Origin of the sequence: Bradyrhizobium ivorense (assembly GCF_900696085.1) — a bacterium.
GTDB lineage: Bacteria > Pseudomonadota > Alphaproteobacteria > Rhizobiales > Xanthobacteraceae > Bradyrhizobium > Bradyrhizobium ivorense.
This window is the reverse complement of record NZ_CAADFC020000023.1, coordinates 174,193-199,967: the sequence shown is the minus strand read 5'-3', so window position 1 is coordinate 199,967 and position 25,775 is coordinate 174,193. Positions and strand designations below refer to the sequence as shown.

Here is a 25,775-nt window from a genome sequence, read left to right as displayed (position 1 = left end):
ATTTGGGAAGGCAATTTTTGATGGCTTTGATTCAAGGAACCGACAATCCCGAAACCCTCAACGGCACCCCGGACGACGATACGATCATCGGACTGAAGGGTAATGATACGCTCAATGGTCTCGGCGGCGCCGACCTGTTCGTCTGGTCGCGCGGCGACGGTGCAGATACAGTGGACGGCGGCGACGGCAGCGACACGTTCCAGGTCAACATTCCTTACTACGAGGACATTTTTCAGATCGCCGGCGACACTCGCGTTGACCAGAGCGAGGAGGCTCGCATCGAGGTCGATCCGGTAACCGGCCACGCTGTGTTTGATTCATATCTCTCCACTTTCTCCAGTTTTCGTGGCTCCTGGAGCGCCGGGCAATTCAAAAGAACCGACCTTCAGTCCGTTGAGCACCTGCAGATCATCGGAGGTGCCGCAGATGCACCTGCGAGCTTTACCGACGTCAACGCTCCGTTCCACCCTAGGCACAGCTTCTCGACGAACGACAATTTTGAGTTGCCCAATCTGGCGGGAACCGGCGTTCAGGATGTTTATTTCGACGGCGGCTCCGGCGATGACACTTTCGATGCAACGCTTGCCGGCGTAGCGGTTGTTGCGCACGGCGGAACCGGCAATGACATCTTGATCGGCGGGTCGGGCAACGACGCGCTCTATGGCGACGCGGGCAACGATATCTTGCGGGCCGGAAGCAGCCTCAATACTCTGGTAGGCGGCATCGGCGACGACGTCTACTTCGTCAACACCTCCGGTGTAACCATTACCGAGCTATCCGGCGAGGGCAACGACGCCGTCTTCGCAAGCTTGTCCAGCTTTACGCTCTCGGCGAACGTCGAGAGCCTGTTCTATTCGGGCACGCAGAGTTTCACTGGCATCGGCAATGCCGGTGACAACTGGATCCAGGGCGGCCAGGGCAGCGACTATCTGATCGGCCTCGACGGCAATGATACGCTATACGACGGCGGCGGCGCGCCGGACGCGCTACAGGGCGGTCGTGGTGACGATACCTACATCGTCGATGCCGGCGATACATTGATCGAGTTCGCCAATGAAGGCCACGACAAGGTTGTGACCACTCTCTCCAGTTTCACGCTCGGGGCGAACATCGAAGACCTGAAGAGTTCCAACAGCTCACCGGGCGGCAGTTTCACGGGCATCGGCAACGAACTCGACAACATCATGGAGGGCAGCATCGGCTTTGATAGACTGTCCGGCTTGGGCGGCGACAATGTTCTGAACGGCGCTGGTGGTCTCGATGCCGCCGACTATTCCGCAGCGCCTGCAGCGGTCACGGTGAATCTGGCAACCGGCCATGGTCTGAACGGCTACGGCGGAACCGATACGTATATCAGCATCGAAATCATCAACGGCTCGAACAACGATGACACCATCATCGGCGATGACGCAACGAACTTTCTGTTCGGCCGCGACGGCGCCGACACTCTGGTCGGTGGCGGCGGTGAAGATTTTCTCACGGGCGGGACCGGAGCTGCCAACACCATGCAGGGCGGCACCGGGGGCGACCACTACTTCGTCGAAGCCGTAGGCGATTCGATCGTCGAATTCGCCAACGAAGGCTCAGATGACGTTACGACCGACCTTGGCTTCTTCATCCTGCCCGCGAACGTCGAAGTCCTCGCGCACAACGGCAGGAGCGCCGATTTCACCGGAATCGGTAACGACCTCGATAATCTAATCATGGGCGGGTCCGGCTACAATTACCTGGTCGGGTTCGGCGGCGATGACCGCTTGAACGCAGGTTATGGCGGCTTGAACACGCTGCAGGGCGGCACCGGAAACGACCTTTACTCGGTGCAAGCGAACACCGACAGCGTGGTCGAGTTTGCCAATGAAGGCATCGACGAAGTGCAGACCTTCCTGGCCTCCTACACACTCTCGCCCAACGTCGAGAAGCTGACTTTTCTTGGCGCGACGTCGCACACCGGGACGGGCAACAATCTCGCCAACACCCTCACCGGTGGCGCGGGCAACGACACCTTCACCGGTGCCGGCGGCAACGACATTTACAACTATCGCGCGGCGGGGAATGGCTTCGACACGATCAACGACTTCAATCCCGACAATGCCGACGCGACCGAGCACGACGTCATCGATCTGACTGGACGCGGCCTTAACTTCGGAGCGCTGACGTTCACCAGCGTGAACGGCGACGTCATGGTCGGCATCCCCGGTGGCGACACCGTCCTGCTCAAGGGCGTCCAGGTTGGGCAACTCGATTCGGGAGATTTCCTGTTCTGAAACTCACGGAGGGAGAGAGTCAGACTTGAGCCTCTCTCGCTATCTCAGTCGCAATTGAGACACGGGCGTAATTTGGGAAGGCAATTTTGATGGCTTTGATTCAGGGAACCGACAATCCAGAAACTCTCAACGGCACCCCGGACGATGATACGATTATCGGACTGAAGGGAAATGATACGCTCAACGGTTTCGGCGGCGACGACCTGTTCGTCTGGTCGCGCGGCGACGGCGCAAACGACCACTCGGCCTGGTCGCACGGCGACGGCGCAGACATCGTGAGCGGCGGCGACGGCAGCGACACGTTCCAGGTCAACATTCCATATTATGAAACGTTGAACCATGTGACCATACCCTGGTTGGTCTCGGACGCTGAAAGAGCCCGCATCGAGGTCGATCCCGTCACCGGACATGTTATTTTCGATTCGTATGCGTGGACCGAAGTCCACCGCTCCGGCCTAACGGCGAGCGCCGAAGAGACTTCTTTCCACAGAACCGACCTTCAATCGATCGAGCACTTGCAGATCATTGGAGGGGCCGCGGATGCACCGGCGGACTTTGAGCAAGACAACCCCCCGTACTCGGACTATTGGCATCACATCTTTTCGACGAACGACAGCTTCGTGCTGCCCAATCTGGCGGCGACCGGGATTGTGGATGTGTCCTTCGACGGCGGCTCTGGCAACGACACGTTCGATGCAACGCTAGCCGGAGTAGCGGTCATTGCGCATGGAGGCACCGGCAACGACGTCCTGAACGGCGGATCGGGCGACAGCACGCTCGTGGGCGACGACGGCAATGATATCTTGCGGGCCGGTGGCGGCCCCAGCACGCTTGTCGGCGGCACGGGTGACGACGTCTACTTCGTCAACAAGGCGTCCGACATCATCATCGAACTTCCCGGCGAGGGCAACGACGCCGTGTTCGCGACCTCGGCCAGCTATACGCTCTCCGCCAACGTGGAGAACCTATTCTATTTGGGCACGCAGAGCTTCACCGGCATCGGCAATGCCGGCGACAACTGGATCCAGGGCGGCGTCGGCAGCGACTATCTGATCGGCCTCGGTGGCAACGATACGCTCTACGACGGCGGCAGCGCGCCGGATGCCATGCAGGGCGGCACGGGCGACGACACCTACGTCGTCGAGGCTGCCGGCGACAATCTGATCGAGTTCGCGGGCGAAGGTCACGACAGGGTGCTGACCACCCTCACCAGCTTCACGCTCGGTGCAAACATCGAGGACCTGAAATATTCCGGCGGCCAGAGCTTCACCGGAATCGGCAACGAGCTCGACAACACCATCCAGGGTGGCAACGGCAACGATGTTCTGACCGGCTTGGGCGGCTACAATGCCCTGATTGGCGGGCCCGGCAGCGATACCGCCGACTATTCGGCAGCGCCGGGAGCGATCTCGGTGAATCTGTCGAGCGGCCAGGGCCTGAACGGCTACGGCCAAACTGATACGTTTTTCAGCATCGAAAACATCACCGGATCGAACAACGATGACACCATCATCGGCAATTCCAGCAACAACACGCTGAACGGCGGCGGCGGTGCCGACACGCTGGTCGGCGGCGATGGCAACGACACGCTGATCGGCGGGGCCGGAGCCGCCAACACCATGCAAGGCGGCGCCGGCAACGACACCTACATCGCGCAGGCCGTGGGGGATTCGATCATCGAGTTCGCCAACGAGGGCACCGATCTGGTGCAGACCGGACTCGGGTTCCTGATCATGGCGGCGAATGTCGAAAACCTCACCCATACCGGCAGCAACGATTTCACCGGCATCGGCAACGAGCTCAGCAATCTGATCGTCGGCGGCACCGGCAACGACTATCTGGTCGGCGCCGGTGGTAACGACACCCTGATCGACGGCGCGGGGCTCAACACCCTGCAGGGTGGACTGGGCGACGACATCTACGCCGTGCAATCCAACGCCGACACCGTGTTCGAATTTGCCGGTGAAGGCAATGACGAGGTGCAGACCTTCCTCGCCTCGTACACGCTCTCTCCGGACGTCGAGAAGCTGACCTTCATCGGCTCGTCGTCGCACACCGGGACGGGCAATTTATCCAACAACACGTTCACCGGCAAAGCGGGAGACGACACCTTCACCGGAGCGGGAGGCATTGACACCTACAACTACCGCACAGCAGGCAACGGGTTCGACACGATCAACGACTTCAACGCCGACAATGCCAACGCGATCGAGCGCGACTTCATTGATCTAACCGGACGCGGGCTCAACTTCGGCGCGCTGGCGCTCACCAGCGTGACCGGCGGCGTCGTGGTCGGCATCTCCGGCGGCGATGCGGTGCTGCTCAAGGGCGTCCTGATCGGGCAGCTCGATGCAGGAGATTTCCTCTTCTGAGTCGGCATGCGACTGGTTGCCCGTCCTCGCGGACGGGCAACGGCCGGGCATCCTGGCATCTGGGATCATCCGGACGCGCGCCCGGCAGACCCGCGGCCAGCGCTGGCCGGCCTGCGACAATCAGCCCAAAAGAACGGTTCACCAAGTTTGAACCTTTTGACGGTGGCCGCGACCCATGGACACTGGGGATTTCAGGGCCCAGTGATTTCGGCGGCGTCGTCTGAACGATCATATTCCGTTCAGGCGGCGCTGTTGTTTGTTGGGATGTGGTCGGCGGGCACCGGCCCGCGGCATCCCGATCCGCCTGCGGGGCCCGCCCCGCGGGCGTCCAGTCGGCCTGGCCGGAATAGAAAAAAGCACCGAGGGACATTGGCTTCCCTCGGTTGCTTGTAACGCGGTTGCGCTGATACGGCGTCGCGGCTTCGATTACTTCAGCGAGCTGCTGATGGAATTGAAGGTCCCGCTCAGCTTTGAGCCAACACCGTTGACGGCCGCGATGATGGCGATGGCGATGCCCGTCGCGATCAGTGCGTATTCGATCGCGGTCGCTCCGGATTCGTCGTGCAAAAAACCAACAATAAGAGTTTTCATGACAGCCCTGCCCTTAGATCTTCTGCTCAAGAACACGGATGAAATCCCGGTTCTGAACGGGGTATTACTACGGAAGAATTTAAGGCCGTCTGAATGACCAGCCCGTGCATTTTCACTAAATCGGAACTCGAATTTTCGGAAAACTTGCTGGTTGCCGTCGCGTGAGCGCGGGGCAAGACCGGGCTCGACCATGGCGCAAGCCGCACCGTCAACGACCGGGCACGAGCTCGGCCATCGTGGCAAATTCGGCCAGGTGATTGGCCGGGCAGCTGGATTCGAACCAACGACCTGCAGTACCCAAAGCTATTGCCTCACCTACCCTCCCTCACCATCCCATGCCCCGCGGGCTTCGCGGGGGAAAAAGAGCGGTCAAATCATCAGCAAAACCCCCGTCGACGGGCTGGAACCCCAGGCGGCCGAGTACACCGTCTGGGACGGCAAGCCGCCCCGGCTTCGGCGTGCGCGTACGCCTCACGGGGACAAAGTCGTTCATCATTGTCTATCGGGCGGGATCCGGCCGGACACCCCGTCCGTCGATTCACCGTCGGCGCCGTCGGCAAGATAGCGCCGGGCGCGGCCCGCCCCTGGCCAGGAGCCTGCCCGGGATGGTGGCAAACGGTGCGGACCCCGCCGCCGAGAAGCGCACCAGGCGCCCCAAACAGGATCAGCACTCGACGAGTTCGCCCAGCTGTATCTTGACCAGTACGCCAAGGTCAGAAAGTCGTCCTGGAAAAACGATGAGGGGTACCTGAGGCGGCCGCGCGCGAAGTGGAAGCGGCGAATACCTTCTCGACCAGCGACCTTGCGAAATTCGCGCTAGATCGCCTTCAGTTTGCGAAACGCAAACCAAACCATCTTCAGCAACAACCAGCCATCCCGGAAGCGAGAAATCTGCGTCTCGCCATAAGTGCGGGCCCTATAATGGATCGGCGTCTCCACGATTTTCAGATTCTTCCGTGCTGCACCGAAGATTAAGTCGAAGTCGCCGAATGGATCGAACTCACCGAAATAGTCTCGCTCTCGCGCCAGCGCCTCGTAGTCGCGTCGCAATAGAACTTTGGTGCCACACAAAGTGTCGGTCAACCTTGTGTTCACGAGGTAGCTGAACAGATAGGCAAAAACGCGGTTGGCTATGAAGTTAAGAGGCCGCATAGCCTCGCCCTCCATCGGATAGACCAGGCGCGTTCCATTGACGAATTCAGCCCTTCCCTTCTCGATCATCGCGCAATATCTCGGCAGCGCTTCGGGCGGCATCGTAAGATCCGCATCTAAAATCATCAGGACATCGTGCTTCGCTGCGGCAAAGCCTTTCCGAACGGCATCGCCCTTACCTTTGCCATCCTGCTTCAGCACTGCGATATCCCAGGTATCGCGATAGACATCGCGTACTCGTTCGCATTCCTCGAAGGTGCCGTCGCTCGAATTGCCTTCAACGAACAATATCTCCTGTTCCAGACCGAACCTCGGCATCCTGCGAATTGCGCTTTCGATATTTCCCTTCTCGTTGCGACATGGGATCACAATGCTTACTGACAACTTCCGATCAGAAAACTGCTCAAATGGACGCGCCACAAGATAAGTGCGTAGACAGAGCCGATTAATCCCCGGCAACGGAGCAATGAACCGATTAACCAATGGCCCCAATCCGAGCCAATGAAACGGAATCAACTGCCGCTGTTCCTGCCGGATGACTTCGAAATCCGTGAGGTCCATTAAATTGAGAAAATCAACGGTCGCAATGTAATTGATTTCGGGCTGGCGGCTCTTCAGCTTCAGGATCTCCGCCAACCTGAGGACAGGTTTCCAAAGATGAGAAAAATATGAAATCACGATACGCGTTGACGGCAGACACAGCCGCCGCAAGCAATTTAGCGTGCCATCTATGTCCTCGAACATACCGATGGTGTCAGCGATTATCACATAATCGAAAGGCCCTTCGGCCTTCGCCAGTGTCGACGGATCCTCTGCATCACCCAGAATAAAATTTAGCCCTGGATGAGTAGCTTGCGCCTTTGCGATGGTCGTCGGACTGAAATCCACTCCAACTCCGTAAGACGGCTCAAGAGCCGCAAGCATGTCACCCCTGCCGCAGCCGAGTTCGAGGACACGCTTGCCCCTCGGAACTAGGAAACGCATGAATTTGATGTCGTCGCTTCGATATGAACTGTTGAATTTGCCGCGGAGGTACTGCTCACCGCCTGAGGCCTCCGCGTCTGTCCAAACCCGCTGCTTGCGAGCATCGACTGGCGCAACCATCTTCTCACTCGACACCATCTCAATCATAAGGGCCCTCGTAAAACTGGCTATGAGCAATTAGCGATGCGAAGGTTATTGGCGGATCAACAGAAAAACCGTGCGAAGTTCGATCAGCTTGTCGCCCTCCTTCATGGTGGCGGGCCGAGGCGAAACCAAAGCAATGTTCGGCGAGGATTTGATCGCTTCGGCAGTTGGAAAGTAGATCTTGTCGAGGACGAAAACGCCGACCTCACGATCTGTTAAGTCGGCCGTCATGCTGCTTATCACGTCACGCCGGGAATCTCGATAAGCCTGCGTCAATCGCGGCACGCTTCCATAGACAACAACGAAGCCTTCACCGTACTCGGCAAAGGGCGCGGCATAGACAAATTCGACAAGGCGATTGTCTCTGCCAAGATGAGCAGTGAAATCCTTTCTGTCTGCGCTCGCCAGTTCGGTCCTCTTGGCTACCAACGCAAGAGATGTAGCTAGCGCCGGAGCATTTCTCGCGCCCATCGCCGCAATCGCTCCTATTCCAAGCAACGCCGCCGTCCATCGAACTTGATACTTCCAATCCTTCGTTAGCAAATAGAGCGCAACTACAGAGGCAGGTAGGGTGGCCGATACGCCGGCCGTGTAGTGGAGAGAGTAATGCTTCAGCACGATGAGGGCGGAAAAGCAGGAGGCGAAACCAGATCCAACGGCAATTATCGCTGCCGGCAAGTGCTCCGGTCCTCTCAACGCAGTCACAAGGCCCGCGGCCCCCAGCATGAAGCCACCGACCAAGGCAATCGCCAACGCGTAGGTCCCCTCCGCGGGAATGGCGGCTATGGCCAGGCGGATCGCGTCACCGCTTACAACGCTTTCCTTCCCGCTACCGTACATACCTGAGCCGAGAATTACTTGCTTGTGAAATTCAATCAAGGCATCGAAGGCGGCTTGTCCGATGACGAACTTGCCAACAATGAAGACGATCGCAAGCAAGAGAGCGACGAAGATCACGCAGATCCAAATGCTTCGAAGCCAACCAGGTCTGCGAAGGATAAGATTGAGTATCTGGGTGCCGGCAAGAGAGAGGCCGATGTAAACGTAGGACAGCTTGTTAAGATAGCCAAAAGCGCTTGCCGCGGCACCCAATGCACACACGTTAGCAGTAATATCGGGACGATAGGCAAGCTTCACGAGGACTGCGAAGAAAAGGGCATTGATCAGGATCGCGAAGGAGTCGATCGATGGCGACGTAAACATCAGCAACGTTGCCGGCGTTGACACAAGCCACATCAGCAGCCCAAGCATCACAGTGCTGGTGGGCGCAATGCGTTGTGCAACACGCGCGAACAGATAAACGCCAAATGCGCCAATTGACGCGCCAAGCCAAATGGTGATCGAATAGTAGGTCTGCAGGTGTTCGAGGACTTCGGTATAAAATCGAGCGTCCTTCCAGGCAATCGGAAATCCAGTCAACGCTAGTGCGAACCAGTTCATAAAATAGAACGGGACACCAGGATGGTCCGCCATGCCGCGACCGGTGTACATCTTGAGGTCGGCAAGCCGATAAGCAAAATTCAGAGCGTCGGCGAGACCGAGCGGCTGATAGTCCGTGTTGGCCCAGAATGAGGTGGGGTAGAGATACGAGAGGCTAACAGGGATCAGGAGAAAAACGATCGCAGCTGATGCGGGCCACGATAAACGATTACGCAATCCGAGCTCCAATTGATTCATGCTGCACTTGTAGTTTCCTGAAAAACTACGGGCGCTTGGAAAGGTCACAAGCTAAGCGAACGGCACCATTTGCACAAATCCACAATATTCCGTAATCCGTAATTTAAAATGCGCCCCCGCTCTCCGTTTTTTGGGTAATCGGAAATGCTTCTCAACTTCTTCAAGAATTCCACCGTCACGGTGTTTGGATTAACAGTAAAGTTAGGTTTGCATCGCTTACCGGGATTTTATCAAACCTATCTTACGTTGTATCCAATCTACAAGCGATATTTCGAAGCCGGCCCGATCGATCGCCTCAGATCGTTTGTACCGGCCGGGTCTGTAGTGATTGATGTCGGCGCGAACGTCGGATTTTTCACGCTACGGTTTGCGGACTGGGTGGGTCGAGATGGCCGTGTCATTGCAATCGAGCCGGATTTACAGAACTTTGAAACCTTGGTCTCAGCATTGAGCCAAGCAAACCTGCTTGACCACGTGTTTGCGGTGAAGGCGGTTGCTGCCGACGAACCCGGGACGAAATATTTGGAGCTGAATCCGCTCCACCCGGCAGATCATAAGCTTTCGCGGAGCCACACTGGTGTCCCAGTCACGGCGGTGACAGTCGACGACCTCGCCCGAGATCACAACGGGCTTCGTCCCGCGCTGGTAAAAATCGACGTGCAGGGTGCGGAAATGCTGGTACTTCGCGGAATGAACGAGATCCTAGACGTTGGCAGTCCGGCCCTTTTTGTTGAGTTATCGGAAAACGCCCTACAGGATTTCGGCTCGTCTGTTGCCGCAGTCTTAGATCTGCTCCAGGGTAAGGGGTACGCCCCGTATTGGCTAACCCGGGTAGGCCACAAGACGGCGACTCGGACTGAAATCCATGCCAAGGTTGCCGCCAATGATTATACCGACGTGTTATTTCTCAAGTCGCATCGCAATAACGAACCTTGAATTGCACTGGGTAGACAACGTTGAGCGGGCTTGGAACAGTCATTCTTATCTTCGCCGCGTCCAGCAGATAGCACCACCCTTCCCGCGTTGCTTCCGTTGAACGTCGCGCGGTGCCGTCAGAAACGGTGACAAGTCGGCTTCGTCGCAAACCACCTCACCAGCCACGACCTCCTAGCGCTTTTCCGATCTTGGGATCTGGGAGTGCCTTCTTGAGCTTGTCCCTCTTCGCGCAAAAAGTGTCGACCTTGTCGAGCACCTCTCAAGCAAGGCTTCGGCCGACGCCGTGGAGATGCCAACCCGCTGAAGGGTAAGGATCTCCTTCCTCTGCCGGCCTACCTGGACGCGCATACGCTCGATCTCGCCGCGGATAGCGTAAGCGCCTTCCGGGCGCACTAGAATACCCTAGCCGGGCCTTCAAACGGCGCCTGTGCTTCCCCCGTGTTTGCCGGAGATCGCACAGGCATTCGTCGCAAAAGCGGAGGAAAAATGTACAGCCAGTTTCAGTGGGTTGGTTGGTCGGGGCAGCTGGATTCGAACCAACGACCTGCAGTACCCAAAACTGCCGCGCTACCAGGCTGCGCTATACCCCGAACTCCATGAGGCGAGTGGATACACGCTTAGCCCGGCGCCAGCAAGGCACCGGTTGGGCGCCCCAAGCGTTGCGCCGCAAGCCCGGCCGGACGCCGGCCCGCCTCCGGGAAAGCGCGTCAAAATAAGCAGCTAGCGGCCGTTGAACAGGGGATGGGCGACCCGGTCGCCGGGCTGGATGCCGTACTTCTGCGCGGTCCCGGCAATGACCTCCAGCACGCCCTTCGCGAGCCCCCGCGACGGGATGATCTTGGTCGACATCGGCTCGGTGTTTTCGGCAATCCGCAGGATCCGGCCGTCGGCGCGGATGAAGATCATGTCGAGCGAGATGTAGGTGTTCTTCATCCACATCGAGACCTCCTGCTCCGGCGAGAAGTCGAACAGCATGCCTTTGCCGTCCGCCAGCTCCTTGCGGTACATCAGGCCGGTCTCCTTCTCCTGTTCGGTGGTCGCCATCTCGACCGAGAAGACGTGGACGCCGGACTTGGTGACGATCTCGAGCGGCTGGAAGCTTGCCGCCTGCGCGGCCGGGACCAGCAGCGCGCCGGACAGGATGACGAGCGCGGCCAGCAGCCACGGGCGAAGCCGCCCAACAATGCGATCGAAATTCATCGAAGGATACTCATGCCGGTGGAATTTTGCCGGCGGACCCTAACCCGATGATTGCGGCAAATGCCAGAGCCTTGCCGGCGGCCCCTCGCCTCACGTTTCCGTCAGGCGATCCCAAATCTTGAATCAGGAGTCCGGGATCGAGCGCCTTGGGGTCAGGTGCCTTGGGATCAAGTGCCTTGGGGTCAAGTGCTCTGGGTCAAGCGCCGGGGGCTAGTGCGACGACAGCGCCGACGGGCCGGTCTCGGGATGGATCTCGGCGGCCATCATGCCCTTGGAGCCGGGCCCGAACCGCACCAGCACATACTGGCCGGGGCGCAGCTCGGTCATGCCGAAGCGGCGCAGCGTCTCCATGTGCACGAAGATGTCGGGCGTGCCCTCGCCGCAGGTGACGAAGCCGAAGCCGCGCAGCCGGTTGAACCACTTGACCTGCGCGCGCTCGAGCCCGCTGGTCGCGGTCACCGTGACGTGGGTGCGCGGCGGCAGCATCTGCGCCGGATGGATCGCGGTCGACTCGTCCATCGAGACGATGCGGAAGGCCTGATAGCCCTTGGCGCGCTGCACGCATTCGACAACCAGGCGCGCGCCCTCGTAGGCGGTCTGATAGCCGTCGCGGCGCAGCACCGTCACATGCAGCAGGATGTCGGGCCAGCCATTGTCGGGGACGATGAAGCCGTAACCCTTCGAGGCGTCGAACCATTTGATGACGCCGGAGAGCTCGACGAGATTGGCCGCTGCATCGCCCAGTCCGGAGAATGCATCGAGCGCCGGATCGCGCGGCGCGCCGCCGCCATACTCGCCTTGTCCAATTCTGCTCTGCCCACCTCCGCTCGCGGGCGGCCCGCCGAGCTTCTTGGACTCAAATCCGTCCGACCCCATGACCCCGGACCCCACACATCAATTGCAGTTCGCCGTCGTTGCGGCAAAGCCTGAACACGCTGCCATTCATGACCAACTCACGAGAACGCTGCGCGAATCTCTCGAATCAAAAGATAACACTCCCGCTTGCGGGGCATAGCTAAAAATCGAATCTAACGGGAACTATGAACAGGCTTGCACAGCTGCGAATCAAACAGGCATCAGTTGCCGACGAACGGACCGAGCGTGTCGCCGATGTCGTGGCGGATCACGAGATCGGCGATGTCGTCCTGATCGGTCGGCTCTTTGTTGATGATCACGAGCCGCGCGCCGCTGTTCTTCGCCATCATCGGAAAGCCCGCCGCCGGCCACACCACCAGCGACGATCCGATCGCGAGAAACAGATCGCAGGTCTTGGTCAGTTCCGTCGCGCGCAACATCGCGTCCTCGGGCATCGCCTGGCCGAACGAAATCGTCGCGGTCTTGACCGGATCGCCGCAGTCCGCGCAGTCGGGCGCACTACCGCTTTGGTCGAATTGCCGCTTTACCCACGAGAGTTCGTAGTCCTTGCTGCAGCCGATGCAGCGTGCGTAGGTCGTGTTGCCGTGCAACTCGATGACGTCGGTGGCCTTGAAGCCTGACGCCTGATGAAGGTTGTCGATGTTCTGGGTGATGATGCCCGGAACCTTGCCGGCGCGATAGAGCGAGGCGAGCGCGCGATGCCCGCGACCGGGCTTAGCCGCGGCGAAGGTTGGTTCCATCGCAAAGCGCCGGCGCCACGACTCGTCGCGCGCATCCTGGCTGGCGACGAACTCGTCGAACGGGATCGGCCGGTTGCGGGTCCACAGCCCGCCCGGCGAACGGAAATCCGGAATGCCGCACTCGGTCGAGATGCCGGCGCCGGTGAAGGGCACGATCGACGACGCCTCGGCAATCATGTTGCCTAGCTGCTCGACGCCGCTGCGCAGATCCTTTGCAATCACAGGAGACGATCCGGTTGGATGCGCCGACTATAGCACGGCCGATTGCGGGACCAACGCGCAATGCGGGCGCGCGATCTCGCTCGATCGAGCCGCGTCCATCAGGCGGCGGCATCAAGCGGCCTTGGCAGCGTGCTGCTCCGGCGCCCGTCTCGTTGCTCTTCCTGAGTTTTGCCGACGGCACCGCCTTCGCTTCATCACATTCCTGCAATTTCAGCTCCCCATTGACGCCCAAATCGCCGATGCCAATGCGGCCGGGGACGGGGGTGACACGGAGGATGGGCAATGACCGACCAGAAAGATCGCGTCTCGCGCGAGCGCGAAGAGATCGCCGCACGCGTGGCCAGCTTCAGGGCGACGCAGCAGAAGTTCGAACGCGATCGCCAGGAATATTTCGCCAACACGCTCGGCAATGCCTGGAGCGGATTTCAACGCGAGAACGCGTGATGCCGCGCGGTGCGAAACGCGATCAGTGCATCGCTCTGGTCTGCCCGCAACCCGGCTAACCGATCGCGCGCTGACCCGTCATTGAAAAAGCCCGGAGCGGTGCGCTCCGGGCTTCGTCATTACCAGTCGTAATAGTGCCGGTAATAGCGGTGTCGATAATACGGACCGCCGTAATAGGCGTATGGCCCCGGGCTGTAGTAGCGCGGGCCATAGTAACCGTAGCCCGGCCCGTAGTAGTATGGGCCGTAAGCGCCCGCTGCGCCGGCAGCGATCGCACCGGCGGCCAGACCGAACGCCAGACCAGGACCGATACCGCGGTGGCGCGCCTCCGCCGGCGCGCTCAGCACGGTTGCGCCAACAGTCGCAACCGCCGCCACAACTGCCAATGTCTTTTTCATCCGCAACCTCCTCTCCTCATTTCGTGGGATTAACGCCGGCGCGGAGCGATGGTTTCAGATCAACGCGGGGCGCCAAGCATCAGCAAATACGCTGGATTCCCCCCTCGCCCGGTTCCACAGCCATGCGATAGCGCAGAGCCACCATCGGTTGGCGCGGGAACTAGAAGACAACCTCAGGGATTAATATGTGATCTCGTGAGGTTGACCTATGCCGGCTTGGATGGAACTTTTACTCAATGTGATGGGCTTTGCCGGCTTCATCGCGATCGCGATGTATCACAAGCACCCGAACGGCAAGCTGCCGGACTGAGCCTCGGCGCCGCCGCTAAAGCGCGATGAGATGAGGTTGAGTCATCATCGCGCTTCAGCTTTTTGTTTGAGCATGATCTCCGCGCAAATGCGTTCCGCGTTTGTCGCGAGGGAAAGCCGCTTCACACTTTTCCGGATCGTGCTCTAGTTAGACTTGTGCGGCTCACCCGCGGTGCGAACCAGCCTGTCCGCCTTGACCAGCACATGCCCACTCTCCGGCTGCGGCCGCAGCCAAAAACTGATCGCGATGAAGGCGGCGCAAAACAGCAGCCCCATCACCATCACGCGCCGGTGGGTCGGTCGGTCCGCACTGTGAAATGTCGGCATCATGGCTGTCATCCGCAGCCATTCCACGCCCAATCACGGGTCGTGACAACGCGATATAGCGCTTAACCTAACCGAATAGGGTTATCGGCCGGACCGTTTCGTGAGCGGCCGCCTCTGCGGACCGCCAGCGTCCGATCCGCAGCATATCCAGAGCTTGTCCGCAGCAAATCCACAGCCCCATCAGAGCGCTTTTGCCTAGTATTTTAATGATCTTGCTGCGCACAAATCCACAGAGGTGCACAATTGGTATTTATCGGCCGATCCGGTGGGCCGCTTGACCGGGGCCCGGGCTGATTCGGCCGAAAACGCCGCACCCTCGCATTTACAAAGCGTTAAGAAGCCGCTGACAAGGTTCCCCCAGGAGGGAGAGCCATGCTCATCTACCCCGTACCTGTCGAAGTGACGCACGCCCGCGTGCAGCTCGTCGTCGACCAGACCGCGAAGGCTGAGCCGCGCATTGTCAACGAGGACGTGCTCGACGTCTTCGCCGCCAAGAACAAGGCCGACCGCGACGCCGTCGAGACCATCCTCAACATCAAGGTCTGAACGCCGGCCATCGTCAGGCCGCGAAGGGCACCCGTCGTGTGCCAAGGTCTCGCGCGCGCGGGAAACCTCGCCGGCGACTGGAACCACTCCTCCGCGCACAGGTAGTCATGGGCAAGGAGATGCTCATGAACAAGCTCGTCGTCGTTGCCGCCCTCGCCCTGATGTGCGGCCCGGCCTTCGCGCAGGATACGGGCCCCGCTCCCCAGACCGGGATGGAGCGGCCGGAAAATATCAATGGGGCCACGCCGAAAGGCTCGATGGATACCACCGGCATGAACGTGAACCGCGCCAACAAGCCCGACGCGAAGGACACGACAAAGGGCAACGCCGCCAGGAAGGACAATCCCAGGAAGTAGCGGCCCGCTCTGCACGGGCGGGCGTCGCGGCTCTCCTCGGCCTTGGCGCAGCGCGTTGCGCAGCCCGCAAAAAATTTGGAACGGATGCTCGATCCGACCGTTGATGTTGCGAGCGATACAACGAGGGAGAAATCCACCGGAAATATCAGCTCAACAAGCCCCGTCAGCCTACCTCGGTAGCTGGCGGGGTTTTGATATAAAGGAGGCGCGATGTACGCACTGTTCCGCGGCAAGACGCAGCTTGGACGGTCCTTCCCGACTGAAAAGGAAGTCTGGGAAGCCGCTTTGATCGACGGCCTCGTGGCCAATGTTCCCGCCGCGGACGAAGCCGGAGGGCGTATTCTTGCTGCCGACTATCACGTGGAGCGGGTTGGCGAATACGAGCCGCAACCGGATTGGAAGCCCGACCGCCTCAACCCTGCTGCGGCAGGGGGAACGAATCGGCCGAAGCCGCATTGAACCCAAAACAGCGTTCAGTAGTGCCGGCAGCTCACCGCCCTGTCGGCTTCGGAAGTCCCCGCGATTCCCGCTCGCGGGGTTTGCTTTGAACTTTTGGCGACTGCGACGACGCACGGGCGCTGGGGTTTTTCAGGGCCCAGTATCTAGGCAGCGCCGCGGGCACGAACATGTTCCGTCGCCTCGGCGCTGTTGCTTTTTGCGAATTCAACCTTAAGTTTGTCTGTAGCAGTTGACGGCTCACGCCCTGAAAATCCCAGACCGTCAACTGGGAAAGCCCCGCATCCAGCCTGCGGGGCTTTCCATTTTTGGGAGAGGCATCGTTCGGAGCGGATCGCCTTCGGCCTTGCCCTGGCGGTGATCAGCGCCATTTCTGAAATCTCGCGAAAAGTTGACCTCTAACGGAGAGGCAAGCTTCGTTCGCAAAACCATCACGCCCGCTTCTTCTCTTCCCGTTCTTCCTTTTCGAGCTGTTCTTCGACGTACTGCACGACAGCTCGGCGAACGTCCGAGCTTTTGATCTTGTAGAACGCTTTCGCCAACCTCAACATCTGCACGTCTTCGACGCGGTTCGACATGGAAATAAGCTCCGATTGTTGGAGCGGAAATTACTCCAGGTCGTCGCTCGCCCATCATTAAACCGCTGCAACCTTAGGCACCTTATTGTCGCAGTACGCACCTCTCGTCAGATGAACTTCCGGTAAGCTTCATTCTGTTTTCACGAACGCAGATGGAGCGCGCGAGATGCTTTAAGACTCCTGCTTTCCTCGTTCTTCATGGTCCGACAGCCATACGCAAAGCGCCGCGATCGAACCGCAAATCAGTCCAATGACGAGCACGGCGGTGCTGAATGTCTCGAGACCCGCGGTCAGCACCGTCACCCCTCCCCCGATGACGAGGATTCGTTTCAGCAGCTCAACGCGCCAATGAACCAGAACCACATCGCCGAGCCAGGCCGCCAGCGATGTCAGGAAGACGAACAGTTTTTTTGCCAGATACGCGCTCGCCACGAACCCGGCAGCCACCAGCGCCGGGTTCGTCGTTCCCGAGCGCACGACAATGTAGGCCGTGAGCAGCGCGATGGTGATGAATGGCCCGATCAGGGCAAAAGCCAGAAATCGCTTCATGCCGGCAGCATAGGCCTGTTCGCGCTTGCCAGCGTGCGCAGTCATTCAGGAGATTTTCTGTAGAACGCTGCAGGCGCGAGCCTGGCAATTTCGCTATCGGCTCCGCGCGCCGAAAGCTCGCGAAAGGTTGAGAGCGCAAGGCGCACAAAGGGGCTTTCATTCGCCCGCAACCGGCACGCAAAGGCTGCCCCTCCCCACAATTTGCTGCTAATTTCCGCCCCGCTCCCTCGCCCAAACGAGCATCTCTGAACGTTCTCAGGAGGATAAGAAAAATGCGCTATCTCCACACCATGCTGCGCGTCCGCAATCTCGATACGGCGCTGAAATTCTACCAGGACGCGCTGGGGCTGAAGGAAGTGCGCCGCATCGACAATGACAAGGGACGCTTCACGCTGGTGTTCCTGTGCGCGGCCGAGGACCTCGATCTGTTGAAGTCGCAGCCGCAGACCCGCGGCGCGCCGCTGGTCGAACTGACCTACAATTGGGACGAGGAGAAGTACGGCGAGGACCGCTACTTCGGCCACCTCGCCTACGAGGTCGACGACATCTACGCGACCTGCGACCGGCTGATGAAGATGGGCCTCACCATCAACCGTCCGCCGCGCGACGGCAACATGGCGTTCGTGCGCTCGCCCGACCTGCACTCGATCGAGCTGTTGCAGAAGGGCGACCCGAAGCCGCCGGCGGAGCCGTGGACCTCGATGCCGAACACCGGCCACTGGTAGGTCCCCGACAGGCCCCGGCGAAATCCTCCGCCACTCCGCGCGGCAGCGCGCTGGTCCGCGAGGCTAGCCGGTCCGGATCCGCATTAGGAACATGGTGCTATCAGCATCGTTGTCTTCCCAAAGCGGAGGAGGACGACGCATGGCAAGAGGAATTTTGCTTTGGCTGGTGGGCGTGCCGATCCCGGTGATCATTTTGCTTTGGTTGGTGTTCGGCCACTGAATTCGGCGGCGCGTACGACGCACGCATGACCGCCCCGGGAAACGAGAGGCCCTGCCATCCCGCGGCGGGGCCTGTTTTTTGTCCTGCGAGCAATTCACTGCGGGCTTTCCGCGGAAGACTCCGCTAAGAACGCCGCAAACAGCAACAGCGGGAGAAACGCGTGCCTGACAGCAAGCCGCAATTGACGATCTGGGGCCGGGCCAACTCGGTCAATGTGCAGAAAGTGCTCTGGTGCCTTGCCGAGCTCGAGCTGCCCTATCAACGCATCGACGCCGGTATGCAGTTCGGCAAGAACGACCAGGCGGACTATCTGGCGATGAATCCGAACGGCCGGGTGCCGACGCTGGTCGACGGCGACTACGTGCTGTGGGAATCCAATTCGGTGATGCGCTATCTCTGCATGGCCTATGGTCAGGGATCGCCGATCTATCCGCAGGCGCCGCAGGCGCGCGCCGCGGTCGACCGCTGGCTCGACTGGTCGCTGTCGACGTTGCAGCCGGTCGATCGCCCGGTGTTCTGGGCGCTGGTGCGCACGCCGCCGGAGAAGCGCGACATGGTCCAGATCCAGAAGGATGTCGACGCCGAGGGCGTGGTGTGGCGCGTGGTCGAGGACAGGCTCGCGACCCGCCGCTTCATCGAGGGCGATCAGTTCACCATCGCCGACATCGTGCTCGGCGCGTTTGCGCGGCGCTGGCTCGGCGTCGAGGGCGTCAGCAAGCCAAAGCTGCCCAATCTGGACCGCTGGTTCGGCGAGCTCGCAGCGCGGCCGGGATTCGTCCGCTTCGTCGCGCCGCCGATGTCGTAGAGCATGATCCGGAAAAGTGTGAAGCGGTTCTCCCTCGCGACAAACGCGGAACGCGTTTGCGCGGAGAGCATGCTCAAACGAAAAGGCCGCGCTCAGCGCCCGCTCGAGTAGCCGCCGCCGACGCTGACCGCGCCGCCGAGCTTGACGCAGGTGTCGGTGCCCTCGACCCGGACGAAGCCGGGCCCGAACGACGCGCAAGGATTGGCCCGCGCCGCGGGCTTCGACGGCAGCGCCTTGCCTGCATCGGGCGGCGTCTGAAAATCGCGGCTTCTGCCCTGCTGCGCGAACGCGGCGACCGGCAGCAGCACGGCGAGGATGGCGAAGAGTGTTGTTCGCATCCGGCCTTTTATCGCGCGCGGATGGTCGAGGCTAGCGCACGAATTTGACGCCGAATGTCCTGCCTTCGCGCCAAACCACCTCGCAGGCTCGCCCGGTACGGGCATCGCGCGAGAACGCCAGCCGCAGTTTTGCGGGCAGCGTGTTGCGGTCCTCGATCGTGATCCTGGCGCCGGTCGACGACAGGTCCTCGACCACGCAGGGCCGCGCGGCGAATCCGCCGTCGAGCGTGATCCAGCCGGGTTGGCGCAGCGATTTGCGCGTTTCGCGTTTCTTGGTCCCGAGAGCCATTGCCATCATTCCCGAGGCCAAGCCGTATCGCCGGTGACTTACCAAAGGGTTGCGAAATCGCCGTGGATTGCAGCGATCCACCGGGGCGCGGGAAAGCCGCTCGGAACGCTTGCTCACCCGGCCAATCGCCACTATACGTTCGCCCGTCGCGGCCGTTGACGGCTGCGGCCAGTCCGGCGCATCTCACGTCTAACGTATTGATTTGCCGGGAGTTTTGCTCCCTTCGTCTATCGGTTAGGACGCCACCCTTTCACGGTGGAGAGAGCGGTTCGATTCCGCTAGGGAGCGCCATCAAGGCCAATCCAAAATCAAGCAAGCTCAAGGGATTGCGCTGGCTTCTTCAAGCGGTCGCCTGCCGAGCCTCGTCGCCGCGCGCCGTCAGCGTTGTTCCAGCTGGCTGACCGGGACGCCGCGGTCGAGCACCGCGCGCTCGTCCAGGTCCGGAAGCGACAGCAGGCCCGCGATGGCCGCCAAGACGACGAATACGATGAAGCCAATGCGCACGATCAAAATCACCTGGAGTGAGAAAAGCCGACCGCGACGCCGGCTGCGTGTTTCCACGCGCCGCCGTCACTTCAAAAAATGAACTGCAATCCTGCGCCAGTTGAGAGCACGCCGGACCAGCTCCGGTCATGACCCAAATAGATCAAAGCGCGAGCGACCCGGTCACCGGCAGGAAAGTCCGGCCTGGATTGTGGTCCAGAATCCACAATGCGGCGGCATATGCGCATGCGCCCGTGTGCCGCCGAGGTGAATCAGGATGGCGGCAACAAGCGCGATGACGATGATGGGAACGACAGGTCTTCCGAACAGCATGGGCCTGCGCATCAGACGATATCGTGGCCTAACTATGGCCCGCGGATCTGTTCCGAGATTTGCGGCCAACGTTCAGCGCGCGTGCCGCGCGACCCGGCTAGCGATTGGCGGCGCTGGCCACGTCCTGGCGGTTGTCCGGCTGCACCGCCACCTGCGCCGGCGCCGGCGCCGGTTTGATGCAGGTGCTGCAGATCACGAGTTTCCGCGCCAGTTGATCGTCGGCATCCGCCGACTGCGCCACGGCCGGCGATGCATTGCGCGCCTGCCGCCGCGGCGGTGGGAGGTTCGGATCCTGTCCGGCACCGTCCCAGGCGATCGGCCCCTGCCCCGGCTGTGTCGACGTCGTCATGCCGTATTGCGCATATTGCGCGCAGGCGCCGAGTGCGAACGGCAACAACAGCACCGCGGCCTTGCCGCCCCAGTTCCGGAATGCAGACATGATCAAACTCTCACGCTATTCGTGCTGCGACCTAAGAGCAGAACCGCTAAGAAATCGTTTGCCCTGTCGGCCAGCCATCGCATGCAAGGACGACGGTATTGCGGCGTAAAAGTGAAACGGGAGTTTAGCCATGCCTGACGTCAACCCGCGCTTCGACGGCCAGCGCGTGCTCGCCGATCTCAACGCGCTGCGCGCCATCGGCGCCTTCAAGACCGGCGTGCACAAGCCGACGTTTTCCGAGCCGCATCTGCGCTCGCTCGACTGGCTCGCCGCGCGGCTGCCGGAGGCGGGTCTCACTGCGGCGATCGACGGCATCGGCAATGTGCTCGGCAGCAGCGCCAAGGCCGGACCAAAACTGCTCGCCGGCTCGCATCTCGAAAGCCAGAACCAGGCGGGCTGGCTCGATGGCCCGCTCGGCGTGATCTACGCGCTCGAAGCCGCGCGCGTCATCAACACCGATCCCTCGATCGACGGTGCCGTCGAGGTCGCGGCCTGGTGCGACGAGGAGGGCCATTTCGGCCAGTTCCTCGGCAGCCGCTCCTACGTCGGCGCGGTGACCGAGGCCGAGATCGATGCGGCGCGCGACCGCAGCAGCGATTGTACCATGCGTCAGGCGCTGCACGATGCCGGCTTTGCCGGCCGGCCGCGCCTGCACGCCGCGCCAGGACGCCATATCGGCTATCTCGAGGCGCATATCGAGCAGGGTGACACGCTGGAGAGCGGCCAGCTGAAGATCGGCGTCGTCACCTCGATCGTCGGGATCTGGCAGTACCGCATCACATTCACCGGCGCGCAGAACCATGCCGGCACCACGCGGATGGCGATCCGCAAGGACGCTGGCCTGGCGCTGGCGCGGTTCTGCGTCGCGATCGACGACAGCTTCCCGGCCGTGTGCGGACCGCGCACGGTCTGGACCACCGGCCGCATCACGCTGGACCCGGGCGCGCCGAGCATCATCCCGGGCCGCGCCGAGATGCTGTTCCAGATCCGCGACGACAACCCTGCCGTGATTGCGCGGCTGGAAGAGCATCTGCAGCGCATGGCCGCCGAGCTCACCGCGCGCGGCGGCTGCAGCGCCGCAGTCGAACGGATCAGAACCGGTGCGCCGGCGATGATGCATCAGCCGTTCCAGGATGCGATCGAAGCCGCCAGCGCAGCGCGCGCGGACGGCAAATCCGTGCGCATGCCCAGCGGCGCCGGCCACGACGCCCAGATCCTCGCCACCATCATGCCGGCGGCGATGCTGTTCGTGCCGTCGATCGGCGGCATCAGCCATCACTGGACCGAGAACACCGACGACGTCGACATCGTCACCGGCGCGGACGTCTACGTCGAAACCTGCCGGCGCCTGCTGGCGGGCGCGGCTGCGCGCTAACTCAGACCCGCCGTCCGAACGGAACGACCGCCGAGACCCCGCTGGCCGGCGCGCTGCCGCCGGGCGCGCCATACCCGGCCCCCCGTCTGCCACGCAACAAGGCCTGCACCCCGTTACAGCGAAACGTGAATTCCCAACCGCGTGTCCGCGGCGACGGGCCACCTTGCAAAGGGCTGGATTTGCGGCCATTTTCGCCGCTCATAAGGACAAATTGGCTTCATGTTGTTGCTCGAGTCGCTTCCGACTGTGATTGGGGCTGCCGCCATCGCGCCCGCGTTGCTGGTGCTGTGGCTCGTGATCGCAGCCGATGAGCGCCCCGGACCGCCGACCCAGGTGTGGCTGGCCTTCGTGCTCGGCGCCGCCAGCATCTCGCTGCTCGGCCTGGCGCGGGCGCCGTTCAACGCGCTGCTCGCCATTCCCGACGATCCCTGGCTCACCCAGGCGGTGCGCGCGGCGTTCGGCGTCGCGGCGCCCGAGGAGATCGTCAAGGTCCTCGTCATCGTCGCGATCTCGGCGCGGCGCCGCGCCTCCGCCGATCCGATGGACACGGTGGTCTATGGCGCGGCGGCCGGGCTGGGCTTCGCGGCCTATGAGAACCTTGCCTATCTGGTCCAGCACAAGGACATGTGGCGTGCGCTCGCGGCGCTGCGCAGCGTGCTGACGGTGCCGTTTCACGGCGCGCTCGGCATCATTGCCGGCGCCTATCTTGCGATCGCGCGCTCGGGCGGCGCGCTCGGCGCGCACCGGCACAACCGCGACTGGGCCAAGATCTCGAGCTGGTCGCTGGTGCTGTTCGCGCCGATTGCGCTGCACGCCGCGTTCGACTTCCCGCTGTTGTGCCTGCAGCGGATTCCCGACCTTGGCTCGACCACGCGGCTGCTGCTCGGGTCGGCCAGCGTCGTGATCGGCTTCTCCTCGATCGGCTTTGCCATCCGCCTGGTGCGCCGCGTCGGCAAGCATCACGCGCCGCGCACCGACATTGCGCGCGAGCGGCTCAGCCAGCTCAGGCGGATGTGGGCGCTGCTGTTGATCGGCGGCGGCGCCGGCTTTGCCGGCGTCTCCTTCCTGCTCACCTCGCTGCATCACTGGTACGTCAACCCCGAGCGCAACGCGTCGTTCATCCTGGTGCCGATCGGCTTCACCTCGATCCTGATCGGCTTCGCGCTGCTGATCGCAACCACCGCCGTGTATTTCTTCGGCCGTAACCGGATGCGGAGCGCCGGAGAGGGTTTTTCGTCCGCATCAGGCCCAAGCTGAAGCGCGATGAGATGATCTTCTCGGAAAACCGCTTCGCGCTTTTCCGGATCATGCTCTAGAATTCGTCTCGACGCTCGCAGATCCGGAGAGCCGCGATGACACTTCCCGACAATCTCGACAAGCTGCGATCGCAAATGAGCGCCGCGGTCAAGCAGCACTGGCGGGCGTTTTTGTTCGAGGGCATTCTGCTCGTGATCCTCGGCATCGCGGCGATGCTGGTGCCGGCATTCGCGAGCCTCGCCGTCACCATCTTCCTCGGCTGGATGTTCCTGATCTCGGGCATCGGCGGGCTGATCGTGACCTGGTGGGCGCGCGACATGCCGGGCTTCTGGTGGTCGCTGATCTCGGCCGCGCTCGCGGTGCTGGCCGGCCTGATCCTGCTGGCCCGGCCGATGCAGGGCGTGCTGACGCTGACCATCGTGATCGGCGCCTATTTCATCGCCGAGGGCGTCGCCACCATCATGTACGCGCTGGAGCACCGCCGCGAACTGTCCGGACGCTGGTCGTGGCTCCTGATCGCCGGGCTGATGGACATCCTGATCGCGTTCTTCATCATCGCCGGCCTGCCGGGCTCGGCGGAATGGGCGATCGGCCTTTTGGTCGGCCTCAATCTGATGTTCGGCGGCGCCACCCTGATCGGCATGGCGTTGGCGGCGCGCAACACCTGACGCCGAACCGGCAAGCCGGCGCGAGATTTTGGGGTGACAGGCCGGATTCCATGGGCTATAGACCCGGCCCATGATCACCGCCGCCACCAGCTATTTTTGGTATTTTAGCTACGACAGCTTGCTGGCGGCAGGAGGATCGCGCTCAATCTGAAGAATTGCAGCAGACCACCAAAACAAGCCGCCAGACCTGGCGGCTTTTTTGTGTGCCGGCAGGTCCCACATCCAAAGGAGCCAGCCGTGTTGAGTACGACAGACGATCTTCGCATCAAGGAACTGAAAGAGCTCAGTACGCCCGATGAGGTGATGCGGGAAATCCCGCGCACCCTGACCGCGACCCGGGTCGTGATGGGCGCGCGCAATGCCATCCACGCGATCCTGCACGGGACCGATGACCGCCTGTTGGTCGTGGTCGGCCCCTGCTCCATCCACGATCCCGCGGCGGCCGTCGATTACGCCGAGCGCCTCGCCGGCCTGCGTGAACAGCTCGCCGACCGCCTCGAGATCGTGATGCGGGTCTATTTCGAGAAGCCGCGCACCACCGTGGGATGGAAGGGACTGATCAACGATCCCGGCCTCGACGGCAGCTTCGACATCAACAAGGGCCTGCGGCTCGCCCGCAGCGTGCTGTCGGCGGTGAACAATCTCGGCCTGCCGGCCGGCACCGAATTCCTCGACATGACGACGCCGCAATACATCGCCGACCTCGTCTCCTGGGCCGCGATCGGCGCGCGCACCACCGAGAGCCAGATCCATCGCGAGCTGGCGTCGGGGTTGTCGTGCCCGGTCGGCTTCAAGAACGGCACCGACGGCAACCTGCGGATCGCAGCTGACGCCGTGAAGTCGGCCTCGCACCCGCATCATTTCATGGCGGTGACCAAGGGCGGCCGTTCGGCGATTGCGGCGACCAGCGGCAACGAGGACTGCCACGTCATCCTGCGCGGCGGCCGCGCGCCGAACTACGACGCGGCGAGCGTCGACGCGGCCGCGGCCGAGCTTGGCCGGGCCGGCGTCGCAGCAAGGCTGATGATCGACACCAGCCACGCCAATTCGAGCAAGAAGCCGGAGAACCAGCCGCTGGTGGCCGCCGACATCGCAGGCCAGGTCGCAGGCGGCGAGCAGCGCATCGTCGGCGTGATGATCGAAAGCAATCTGGTGGCGGGCCGCCAGGACGTCGTTCCCGGCAAGCCGCTGACCTATGGCCAGAGCATCACCGATGGCTGCATCGACTTCGACACGACGGCTGATGTGCTGAAGCAATTGGCCGATGCCGTCGACGCCCGGCGCAGCGTGCAACGCGACGGCCTGAAGGAGCGTTCGGCCTGAGGCGGGAACGGATTGAGCGCTGCCGGCGGGGCGAACTCGCGCTCCGCCGGCTCTCGCTCTTTACTTGAGCATGATCTATTCGGAAAACCGCCTCACACTTTTCCGGATCATGCTTTAGCAGCCGCGGCAGATGCTCTTGATCTTCTTGTCGAGCGCGGCGTCTTCCTTGTTCATCGCGCTGTTCGGATCGCTCAGATTCTTCTCACTGGGGACGTCGCCGCGGCGCGGCTGACGGTGGCCGATCGGCGCCTCCAGCAACGGCCCGTTTTTCTGGACCGAGGACGACCCACCTTGCTGCTGTGCCCAGGCCTGGGGTGCCCAGGTCTGCAGCGCGCCGACCGCAACCATCAACGCCATCGCCAAAACTGTTTTCCGCATCTCGCGTCTCCGCTCTCAACC

General features: G+C 61.6%; 28 protein-coding genes and 2 tRNA genes. 14 read left to right on the top strand and 16 right to left on the bottom strand.

What is annotated here, in order from left to right; genetic code table 11:
• The first annotated feature begins 20 nt into the window (after window positions 1-20).
• Window positions 21-2,264: a beta strand repeat-containing protein gene (locus tag CI41S_RS29655; RefSeq protein ID WP_139862751.1), complete on the top strand. Its 2,244-nt coding sequence runs from the start codon at window positions 21-23 to the stop codon at window positions 2,262-2,264.
• An 89-nt stretch (window positions 2,265-2,353) separates the two neighbouring features.
• Entirely contained in the window at window positions 2,354-4,636 is a 2,283-nt protein-coding gene (locus CI41S_RS29650; protein WP_139862750.1) for a calcium-binding protein, read from the top strand.
• Between the two features lie 426 nt (window positions 4,637-5,062).
• Here the strand turns inward: CI41S_RS29650 and CI41S_RS29645 are convergent, their stop codons facing one another.
• From CI41S_RS29645 to CI41S_RS29630, 3 genes are all read right to left on the bottom strand, one after another.
• Entirely contained in the window at window positions 5,063-5,227 is a 165-nt protein-coding gene (locus CI41S_RS29645) for a Flp family type IVb pilin (RefSeq protein WP_139483404.1), read from the bottom strand.
• Between the two features lie 816 nt (window positions 5,228-6,043).
• Window positions 6,044-7,510 carry a bifunctional class I SAM-dependent methyltransferase/glycosyltransferase family 2 protein gene (locus CI41S_RS29635; RefSeq protein ID WP_139862748.1) on the bottom strand — a complete coding sequence of 489 codons (1,467 nt, stop codon included), beginning with the start codon at window positions 7,508-7,510 and terminating at the stop codon, window positions 6,044-6,046.
• A gap of 45 nt (window positions 7,511-7,555) precedes the next feature.
• Complete coding sequence (locus CI41S_RS29630) at window positions 7,556-9,184, bottom strand: hypothetical protein (RefSeq protein WP_139862747.1); 1,629 nt, start codon at window positions 9,182-9,184, stop codon at window positions 7,556-7,558.
• A gap of 144 nt (window positions 9,185-9,328) precedes the next feature.
• Here CI41S_RS29630 and CI41S_RS29625 point away from each other — a divergent pair, with 144 nt between their 5' ends.
• On the top strand, window positions 9,329-10,120 hold the full coding sequence (locus CI41S_RS29625; RefSeq protein ID WP_139862746.1) for an FkbM family methyltransferase: 792 nt from the start codon (window positions 9,329-9,331) through the stop codon (window positions 10,118-10,120).
• Window positions 10,121-10,633: 513 nt separating this feature from the next.
• On the opposite strand, the gene CI41S_RS29615 is transcribed toward CI41S_RS29625, so the two are convergent.
• The 4 genes from CI41S_RS29615 to CI41S_RS29600 form a co-directional block, all read right to left on the bottom strand.
• Window positions 10,634-10,710: transfer RNA gene (locus CI41S_RS29615), tRNA-Pro, on the bottom strand.
• A gap of 130 nt (window positions 10,711-10,840) precedes the next feature.
• Window positions 10,841-11,320: a DUF192 domain-containing protein gene (locus CI41S_RS29610; RefSeq protein ID WP_139862745.1), complete on the bottom strand. Its 480-nt coding sequence runs from the start codon at window positions 11,318-11,320 to the stop codon at window positions 10,841-10,843.
• A gap of 210 nt (window positions 11,321-11,530) precedes the next feature.
• Window positions 11,531-12,196, bottom strand: a complete 666-nt coding sequence (locus CI41S_RS29605; protein WP_139483321.1) for a cold-shock protein — start codon at window positions 12,194-12,196, stop codon at window positions 11,531-11,533.
• A 200-nt stretch (window positions 12,197-12,396) separates the two neighbouring features.
• Window positions 12,397-13,158, bottom strand: coding sequence for an SIR2 family NAD-dependent protein deacylase (locus CI41S_RS29600; protein ID WP_172628237.1), 762 nt, complete (start codon window positions 13,156-13,158; stop codon window positions 12,397-12,399).
• A gap of 282 nt (window positions 13,159-13,440) precedes the next feature.
• On the opposite strand from CI41S_RS29600, the gene CI41S_RS43765 reads away from it, so the two are divergent.
• Window positions 13,441-13,602, top strand: a complete 162-nt coding sequence (locus CI41S_RS43765) for a hypothetical protein (protein ID WP_172628236.1) — start codon at window positions 13,441-13,443, stop codon at window positions 13,600-13,602.
• A gap of 119 nt (window positions 13,603-13,721) precedes the next feature.
• Here the strand turns inward: CI41S_RS43765 and CI41S_RS29595 are convergent, their stop codons facing one another.
• Together CI41S_RS29595 and CI41S_RS29590 are read right to left on the bottom strand one after the other, a co-directional pair.
• Window positions 13,722-14,000 carry a hypothetical protein gene (locus CI41S_RS29595; protein ID WP_139483320.1) on the bottom strand — a complete coding sequence of 93 codons (279 nt, stop codon included), beginning with the start codon at window positions 13,998-14,000 and terminating at the stop codon, window positions 13,722-13,724.
• A 453-nt stretch (window positions 14,001-14,453) separates the two neighbouring features.
• Entirely contained in the window at window positions 14,454-14,648 is a 195-nt protein-coding gene (locus CI41S_RS29590; RefSeq protein ID WP_139862744.1) for a hypothetical protein, read from the bottom strand.
• Between the two features lie 360 nt (window positions 14,649-15,008).
• On the opposite strand from CI41S_RS29590, the gene CI41S_RS43760 reads away from it, so the two are divergent.
• From CI41S_RS43760 to CI41S_RS29580, 3 genes are all read left to right on the top strand, one after another.
• Complete coding sequence (locus tag CI41S_RS43760; RefSeq protein WP_172628235.1) at window positions 15,009-15,182, top strand: hypothetical protein; 174 nt, start codon at window positions 15,009-15,011, stop codon at window positions 15,180-15,182.
• Window positions 15,183-15,307: 125 nt separating this feature from the next.
• The gene (locus CI41S_RS29585) at window positions 15,308-15,538 is read left to right on the top strand and encodes a hypothetical protein (RefSeq protein ID WP_139483318.1); all 231 of its coding nucleotides are present in this window, start codon (window positions 15,308-15,310) and stop codon (window positions 15,536-15,538) included.
• Window positions 15,539-15,748: 210 nt separating this feature from the next.
• Window positions 15,749-15,997 carry a hypothetical protein gene (locus CI41S_RS29580; RefSeq protein ID WP_139862743.1) on the top strand — a complete coding sequence of 83 codons (249 nt, stop codon included), beginning with the start codon at window positions 15,749-15,751 and terminating at the stop codon, window positions 15,995-15,997.
• A gap of 428 nt (window positions 15,998-16,425) precedes the next feature.
• Here the strand turns inward: CI41S_RS29580 and CI41S_RS43755 are convergent, their stop codons facing one another.
• Together CI41S_RS43755 and CI41S_RS29570 are read right to left on the bottom strand one after the other, a co-directional pair.
• Window positions 16,426-16,572: a hypothetical protein gene (locus CI41S_RS43755; protein WP_172626901.1), complete on the bottom strand. Its 147-nt coding sequence runs from the start codon at window positions 16,570-16,572 to the stop codon at window positions 16,426-16,428.
• A 171-nt stretch (window positions 16,573-16,743) separates the two neighbouring features.
• Window positions 16,744-17,166, bottom strand: coding sequence for a hypothetical protein (locus CI41S_RS29570; RefSeq protein WP_139862741.1), 423 nt, complete (start codon window positions 17,164-17,166; stop codon window positions 16,744-16,746).
• 227 nt (window positions 17,167-17,393) lie between these two features.
• Here CI41S_RS29570 and CI41S_RS29565 point away from each other — a divergent pair, with 227 nt between their 5' ends.
• Entirely contained in the window at window positions 17,394-17,846 is a 453-nt protein-coding gene (locus tag CI41S_RS29565) for a VOC family protein (RefSeq protein ID WP_139862740.1), read from the top strand.
• Between the two features lie 380 nt (window positions 17,847-18,226).
• Window positions 18,227-18,871 (top strand): glutathione S-transferase family protein, encoded by a 645-nt coding sequence (locus CI41S_RS29560; RefSeq protein ID WP_139862739.1) that lies wholly within the window; start codon window positions 18,227-18,229, stop codon window positions 18,869-18,871.
• A gap of 92 nt (window positions 18,872-18,963) precedes the next feature.
• On the opposite strand, the gene CI41S_RS29555 is transcribed toward CI41S_RS29560, so the two are convergent.
• Both CI41S_RS29555 and CI41S_RS29550 read right to left on the bottom strand, forming a co-directional pair.
• On the bottom strand, window positions 18,964-19,209 hold the full coding sequence (locus CI41S_RS29555; RefSeq protein ID WP_139862738.1) for a hypothetical protein: 246 nt from the start codon (window positions 19,207-19,209) through the stop codon (window positions 18,964-18,966).
• A 31-nt stretch (window positions 19,210-19,240) separates the two neighbouring features.
• Entirely contained in the window at window positions 19,241-19,498 is a 258-nt protein-coding gene (locus CI41S_RS29550) for a PilZ domain-containing protein (RefSeq protein WP_139483312.1), read from the bottom strand.
• Window positions 19,499-19,714: 216 nt separating this feature from the next.
• On the opposite strand from CI41S_RS29550, the gene CI41S_RS29545 reads away from it, so the two are divergent.
• Window positions 19,715-19,789: transfer RNA gene (locus tag CI41S_RS29545), tRNA-Glu, on the top strand.
• Window positions 19,790-19,876: 87 nt separating this feature from the next.
• Here the strand turns inward: CI41S_RS29545 and CI41S_RS29540 are convergent.
• Together CI41S_RS29540 and CI41S_RS29535 are read right to left on the bottom strand one after the other, a co-directional pair.
• On the bottom strand, window positions 19,877-20,059 hold the full coding sequence (locus tag CI41S_RS29540; RefSeq protein ID WP_139483311.1) for a hypothetical protein: 183 nt from the start codon (window positions 20,057-20,059) through the stop codon (window positions 19,877-19,879).
• Window positions 20,060-20,411: 352 nt separating this feature from the next.
• Window positions 20,412-20,753 (bottom strand): hypothetical protein, encoded by a 342-nt coding sequence (locus tag CI41S_RS29535; RefSeq protein ID WP_139862737.1) that lies wholly within the window; start codon window positions 20,751-20,753, stop codon window positions 20,412-20,414.
• A gap of 130 nt (window positions 20,754-20,883) precedes the next feature.
• On the opposite strand from CI41S_RS29535, the gene CI41S_RS29530 reads away from it, so the two are divergent.
• The 4 genes from CI41S_RS29530 to CI41S_RS29515 all read left to right on the top strand — a co-directional run bounded on the left by CI41S_RS29530 (window position 20,884) and on the right by CI41S_RS29515 (window position 25,376).
• On the top strand, window positions 20,884-22,128 hold the full coding sequence (locus CI41S_RS29530; RefSeq protein ID WP_139862736.1) for a Zn-dependent hydrolase: 1,245 nt from the start codon (window positions 20,884-20,886) through the stop codon (window positions 22,126-22,128).
• Window positions 22,129-22,347: 219 nt separating this feature from the next.
• Complete coding sequence (locus CI41S_RS29525; RefSeq protein WP_139862735.1) at window positions 22,348-23,385, top strand: PrsW family glutamic-type intramembrane protease; 1,038 nt, start codon at window positions 22,348-22,350, stop codon at window positions 23,383-23,385.
• Between the two features lie 95 nt (window positions 23,386-23,480).
• A complete protein-coding gene (locus tag CI41S_RS29520; protein ID WP_139483307.1) occupies window positions 23,481-24,053 on the top strand; it encodes an HdeD family acid-resistance protein in 573 nt (190 codons plus the stop codon).
• Between the two features lie 237 nt (window positions 24,054-24,290).
• The gene (locus tag CI41S_RS29515) at window positions 24,291-25,376 is read left to right on the top strand and encodes a 3-deoxy-7-phosphoheptulonate synthase (RefSeq protein WP_139862734.1); all 1,086 of its coding nucleotides are present in this window, start codon (window positions 24,291-24,293) and stop codon (window positions 25,374-25,376) included.
• A 114-nt stretch (window positions 25,377-25,490) separates the two neighbouring features.
• On the opposite strand, the gene CI41S_RS29510 is transcribed toward CI41S_RS29515, so the two are convergent.
• Entirely contained in the window at window positions 25,491-25,754 is a 264-nt protein-coding gene (locus CI41S_RS29510; protein ID WP_139862733.1) for a hypothetical protein, read from the bottom strand.
• Between the last annotated feature and the right edge of the window lie 21 nt (window positions 25,755-25,775).

What these genes read in the sequence shown, in the direction of transcription:
- CI41S_RS29655 (WP_139862751.1), top strand. Translation starts at nt 21, where the DNA reads ATGGCTTTGATTCAAGGAACCGACAATCCCGAAACCCTCAACGGCACC.
- CI41S_RS29650 (WP_139862750.1), top strand. Translation starts at nt 2,354, where the DNA reads ATGGCTTTGATTCAGGGAACCGACAATCCAGAAACTCTCAACGGCACC.
- CI41S_RS29645 (WP_139483404.1), bottom strand. Translation starts at nt 5,227, where the DNA reads ATGAAAACTCTTATTGTTGGTTTTTTGCACGACGAATCCGGAGCGACC.
- CI41S_RS29635 (WP_139862748.1), bottom strand. Translation starts at nt 7,510, where the DNA reads ATGATTGAGATGGTGTCGAGTGAGAAGATGGTTGCGCCAGTCGATGCT.
- CI41S_RS29630 (WP_139862747.1), bottom strand. Translation starts at nt 9,184, where the DNA reads ATGAATCAATTGGAGCTCGGATTGCGTAATCGTTTATCGTGGCCCGCA.
- CI41S_RS29625 (WP_139862746.1), top strand. Translation starts at nt 9,329, where the DNA reads ATGCTTCTCAACTTCTTCAAGAATTCCACCGTCACGGTGTTTGGATTA.
- CI41S_RS29610 (WP_139862745.1), bottom strand. Translation starts at nt 11,320, where the DNA reads ATGAATTTCGATCGCATTGTTGGGCGGCTTCGCCCGTGGCTGCTGGCC.
- CI41S_RS29605 (WP_139483321.1), bottom strand. Translation starts at nt 12,196, where the DNA reads ATGGGGTCGGACGGATTTGAGTCCAAGAAGCTCGGCGGGCCGCCCGCG.
- CI41S_RS43765 (WP_172628236.1), top strand. Translation starts at nt 13,441, where the DNA reads ATGACCGACCAGAAAGATCGCGTCTCGCGCGAGCGCGAAGAGATCGCC.
- CI41S_RS29595 (WP_139483320.1), bottom strand. Translation starts at nt 14,000, where the DNA reads ATGAAAAAGACATTGGCAGTTGTGGCGGCGGTTGCGACTGTTGGCGCA.
- CI41S_RS29590 (WP_139862744.1), bottom strand. Translation starts at nt 14,648, where the DNA reads ATGACAGCCATGATGCCGACATTTCACAGTGCGGACCGACCGACCCAC.
- CI41S_RS43760 (WP_172628235.1), top strand. Translation starts at nt 15,009, where the DNA reads ATGCTCATCTACCCCGTACCTGTCGAAGTGACGCACGCCCGCGTGCAG.
- CI41S_RS29585 (WP_139483318.1), top strand. Translation starts at nt 15,308, where the DNA reads ATGAACAAGCTCGTCGTCGTTGCCGCCCTCGCCCTGATGTGCGGCCCG.
- CI41S_RS29580 (WP_139862743.1), top strand. Translation starts at nt 15,749, where the DNA reads ATGTACGCACTGTTCCGCGGCAAGACGCAGCTTGGACGGTCCTTCCCG.
- CI41S_RS43755 (WP_172626901.1), bottom strand. Translation starts at nt 16,572, where the DNA reads ATGTCGAACCGCGTCGAAGACGTGCAGATGTTGAGGTTGGCGAAAGCG.
- CI41S_RS29570 (WP_139862741.1), bottom strand. Translation starts at nt 17,166, where the DNA reads ATGACTGCGCACGCTGGCAAGCGCGAACAGGCCTATGCTGCCGGCATG.
- CI41S_RS29565 (WP_139862740.1), top strand. Translation starts at nt 17,394, where the DNA reads ATGCGCTATCTCCACACCATGCTGCGCGTCCGCAATCTCGATACGGCG.
- CI41S_RS29555 (WP_139862738.1), bottom strand. Translation starts at nt 19,209, where the DNA reads ATGCGAACAACACTCTTCGCCATCCTCGCCGTGCTGCTGCCGGTCGCC.
- CI41S_RS29550 (WP_139483312.1), bottom strand. Translation starts at nt 19,498, where the DNA reads ATGGCTCTCGGGACCAAGAAACGCGAAACGCGCAAATCGCTGCGCCAA.
- CI41S_RS29535 (WP_139862737.1), bottom strand. Translation starts at nt 20,753, where the DNA reads ATGTCTGCATTCCGGAACTGGGGCGGCAAGGCCGCGGTGCTGTTGTTG.
- CI41S_RS29530 (WP_139862736.1), top strand. Translation starts at nt 20,884, where the DNA reads ATGCCTGACGTCAACCCGCGCTTCGACGGCCAGCGCGTGCTCGCCGAT.
- CI41S_RS29525 (WP_139862735.1), top strand. Translation starts at nt 22,348, where the DNA reads ATGTTGTTGCTCGAGTCGCTTCCGACTGTGATTGGGGCTGCCGCCATC.
- CI41S_RS29520 (WP_139483307.1), top strand. Translation starts at nt 23,481, where the DNA reads ATGACACTTCCCGACAATCTCGACAAGCTGCGATCGCAAATGAGCGCC.
- CI41S_RS29510 (WP_139862733.1), bottom strand. Translation starts at nt 25,754, where the DNA reads ATGCGGAAAACAGTTTTGGCGATGGCGTTGATGGTTGCGGTCGGCGCG.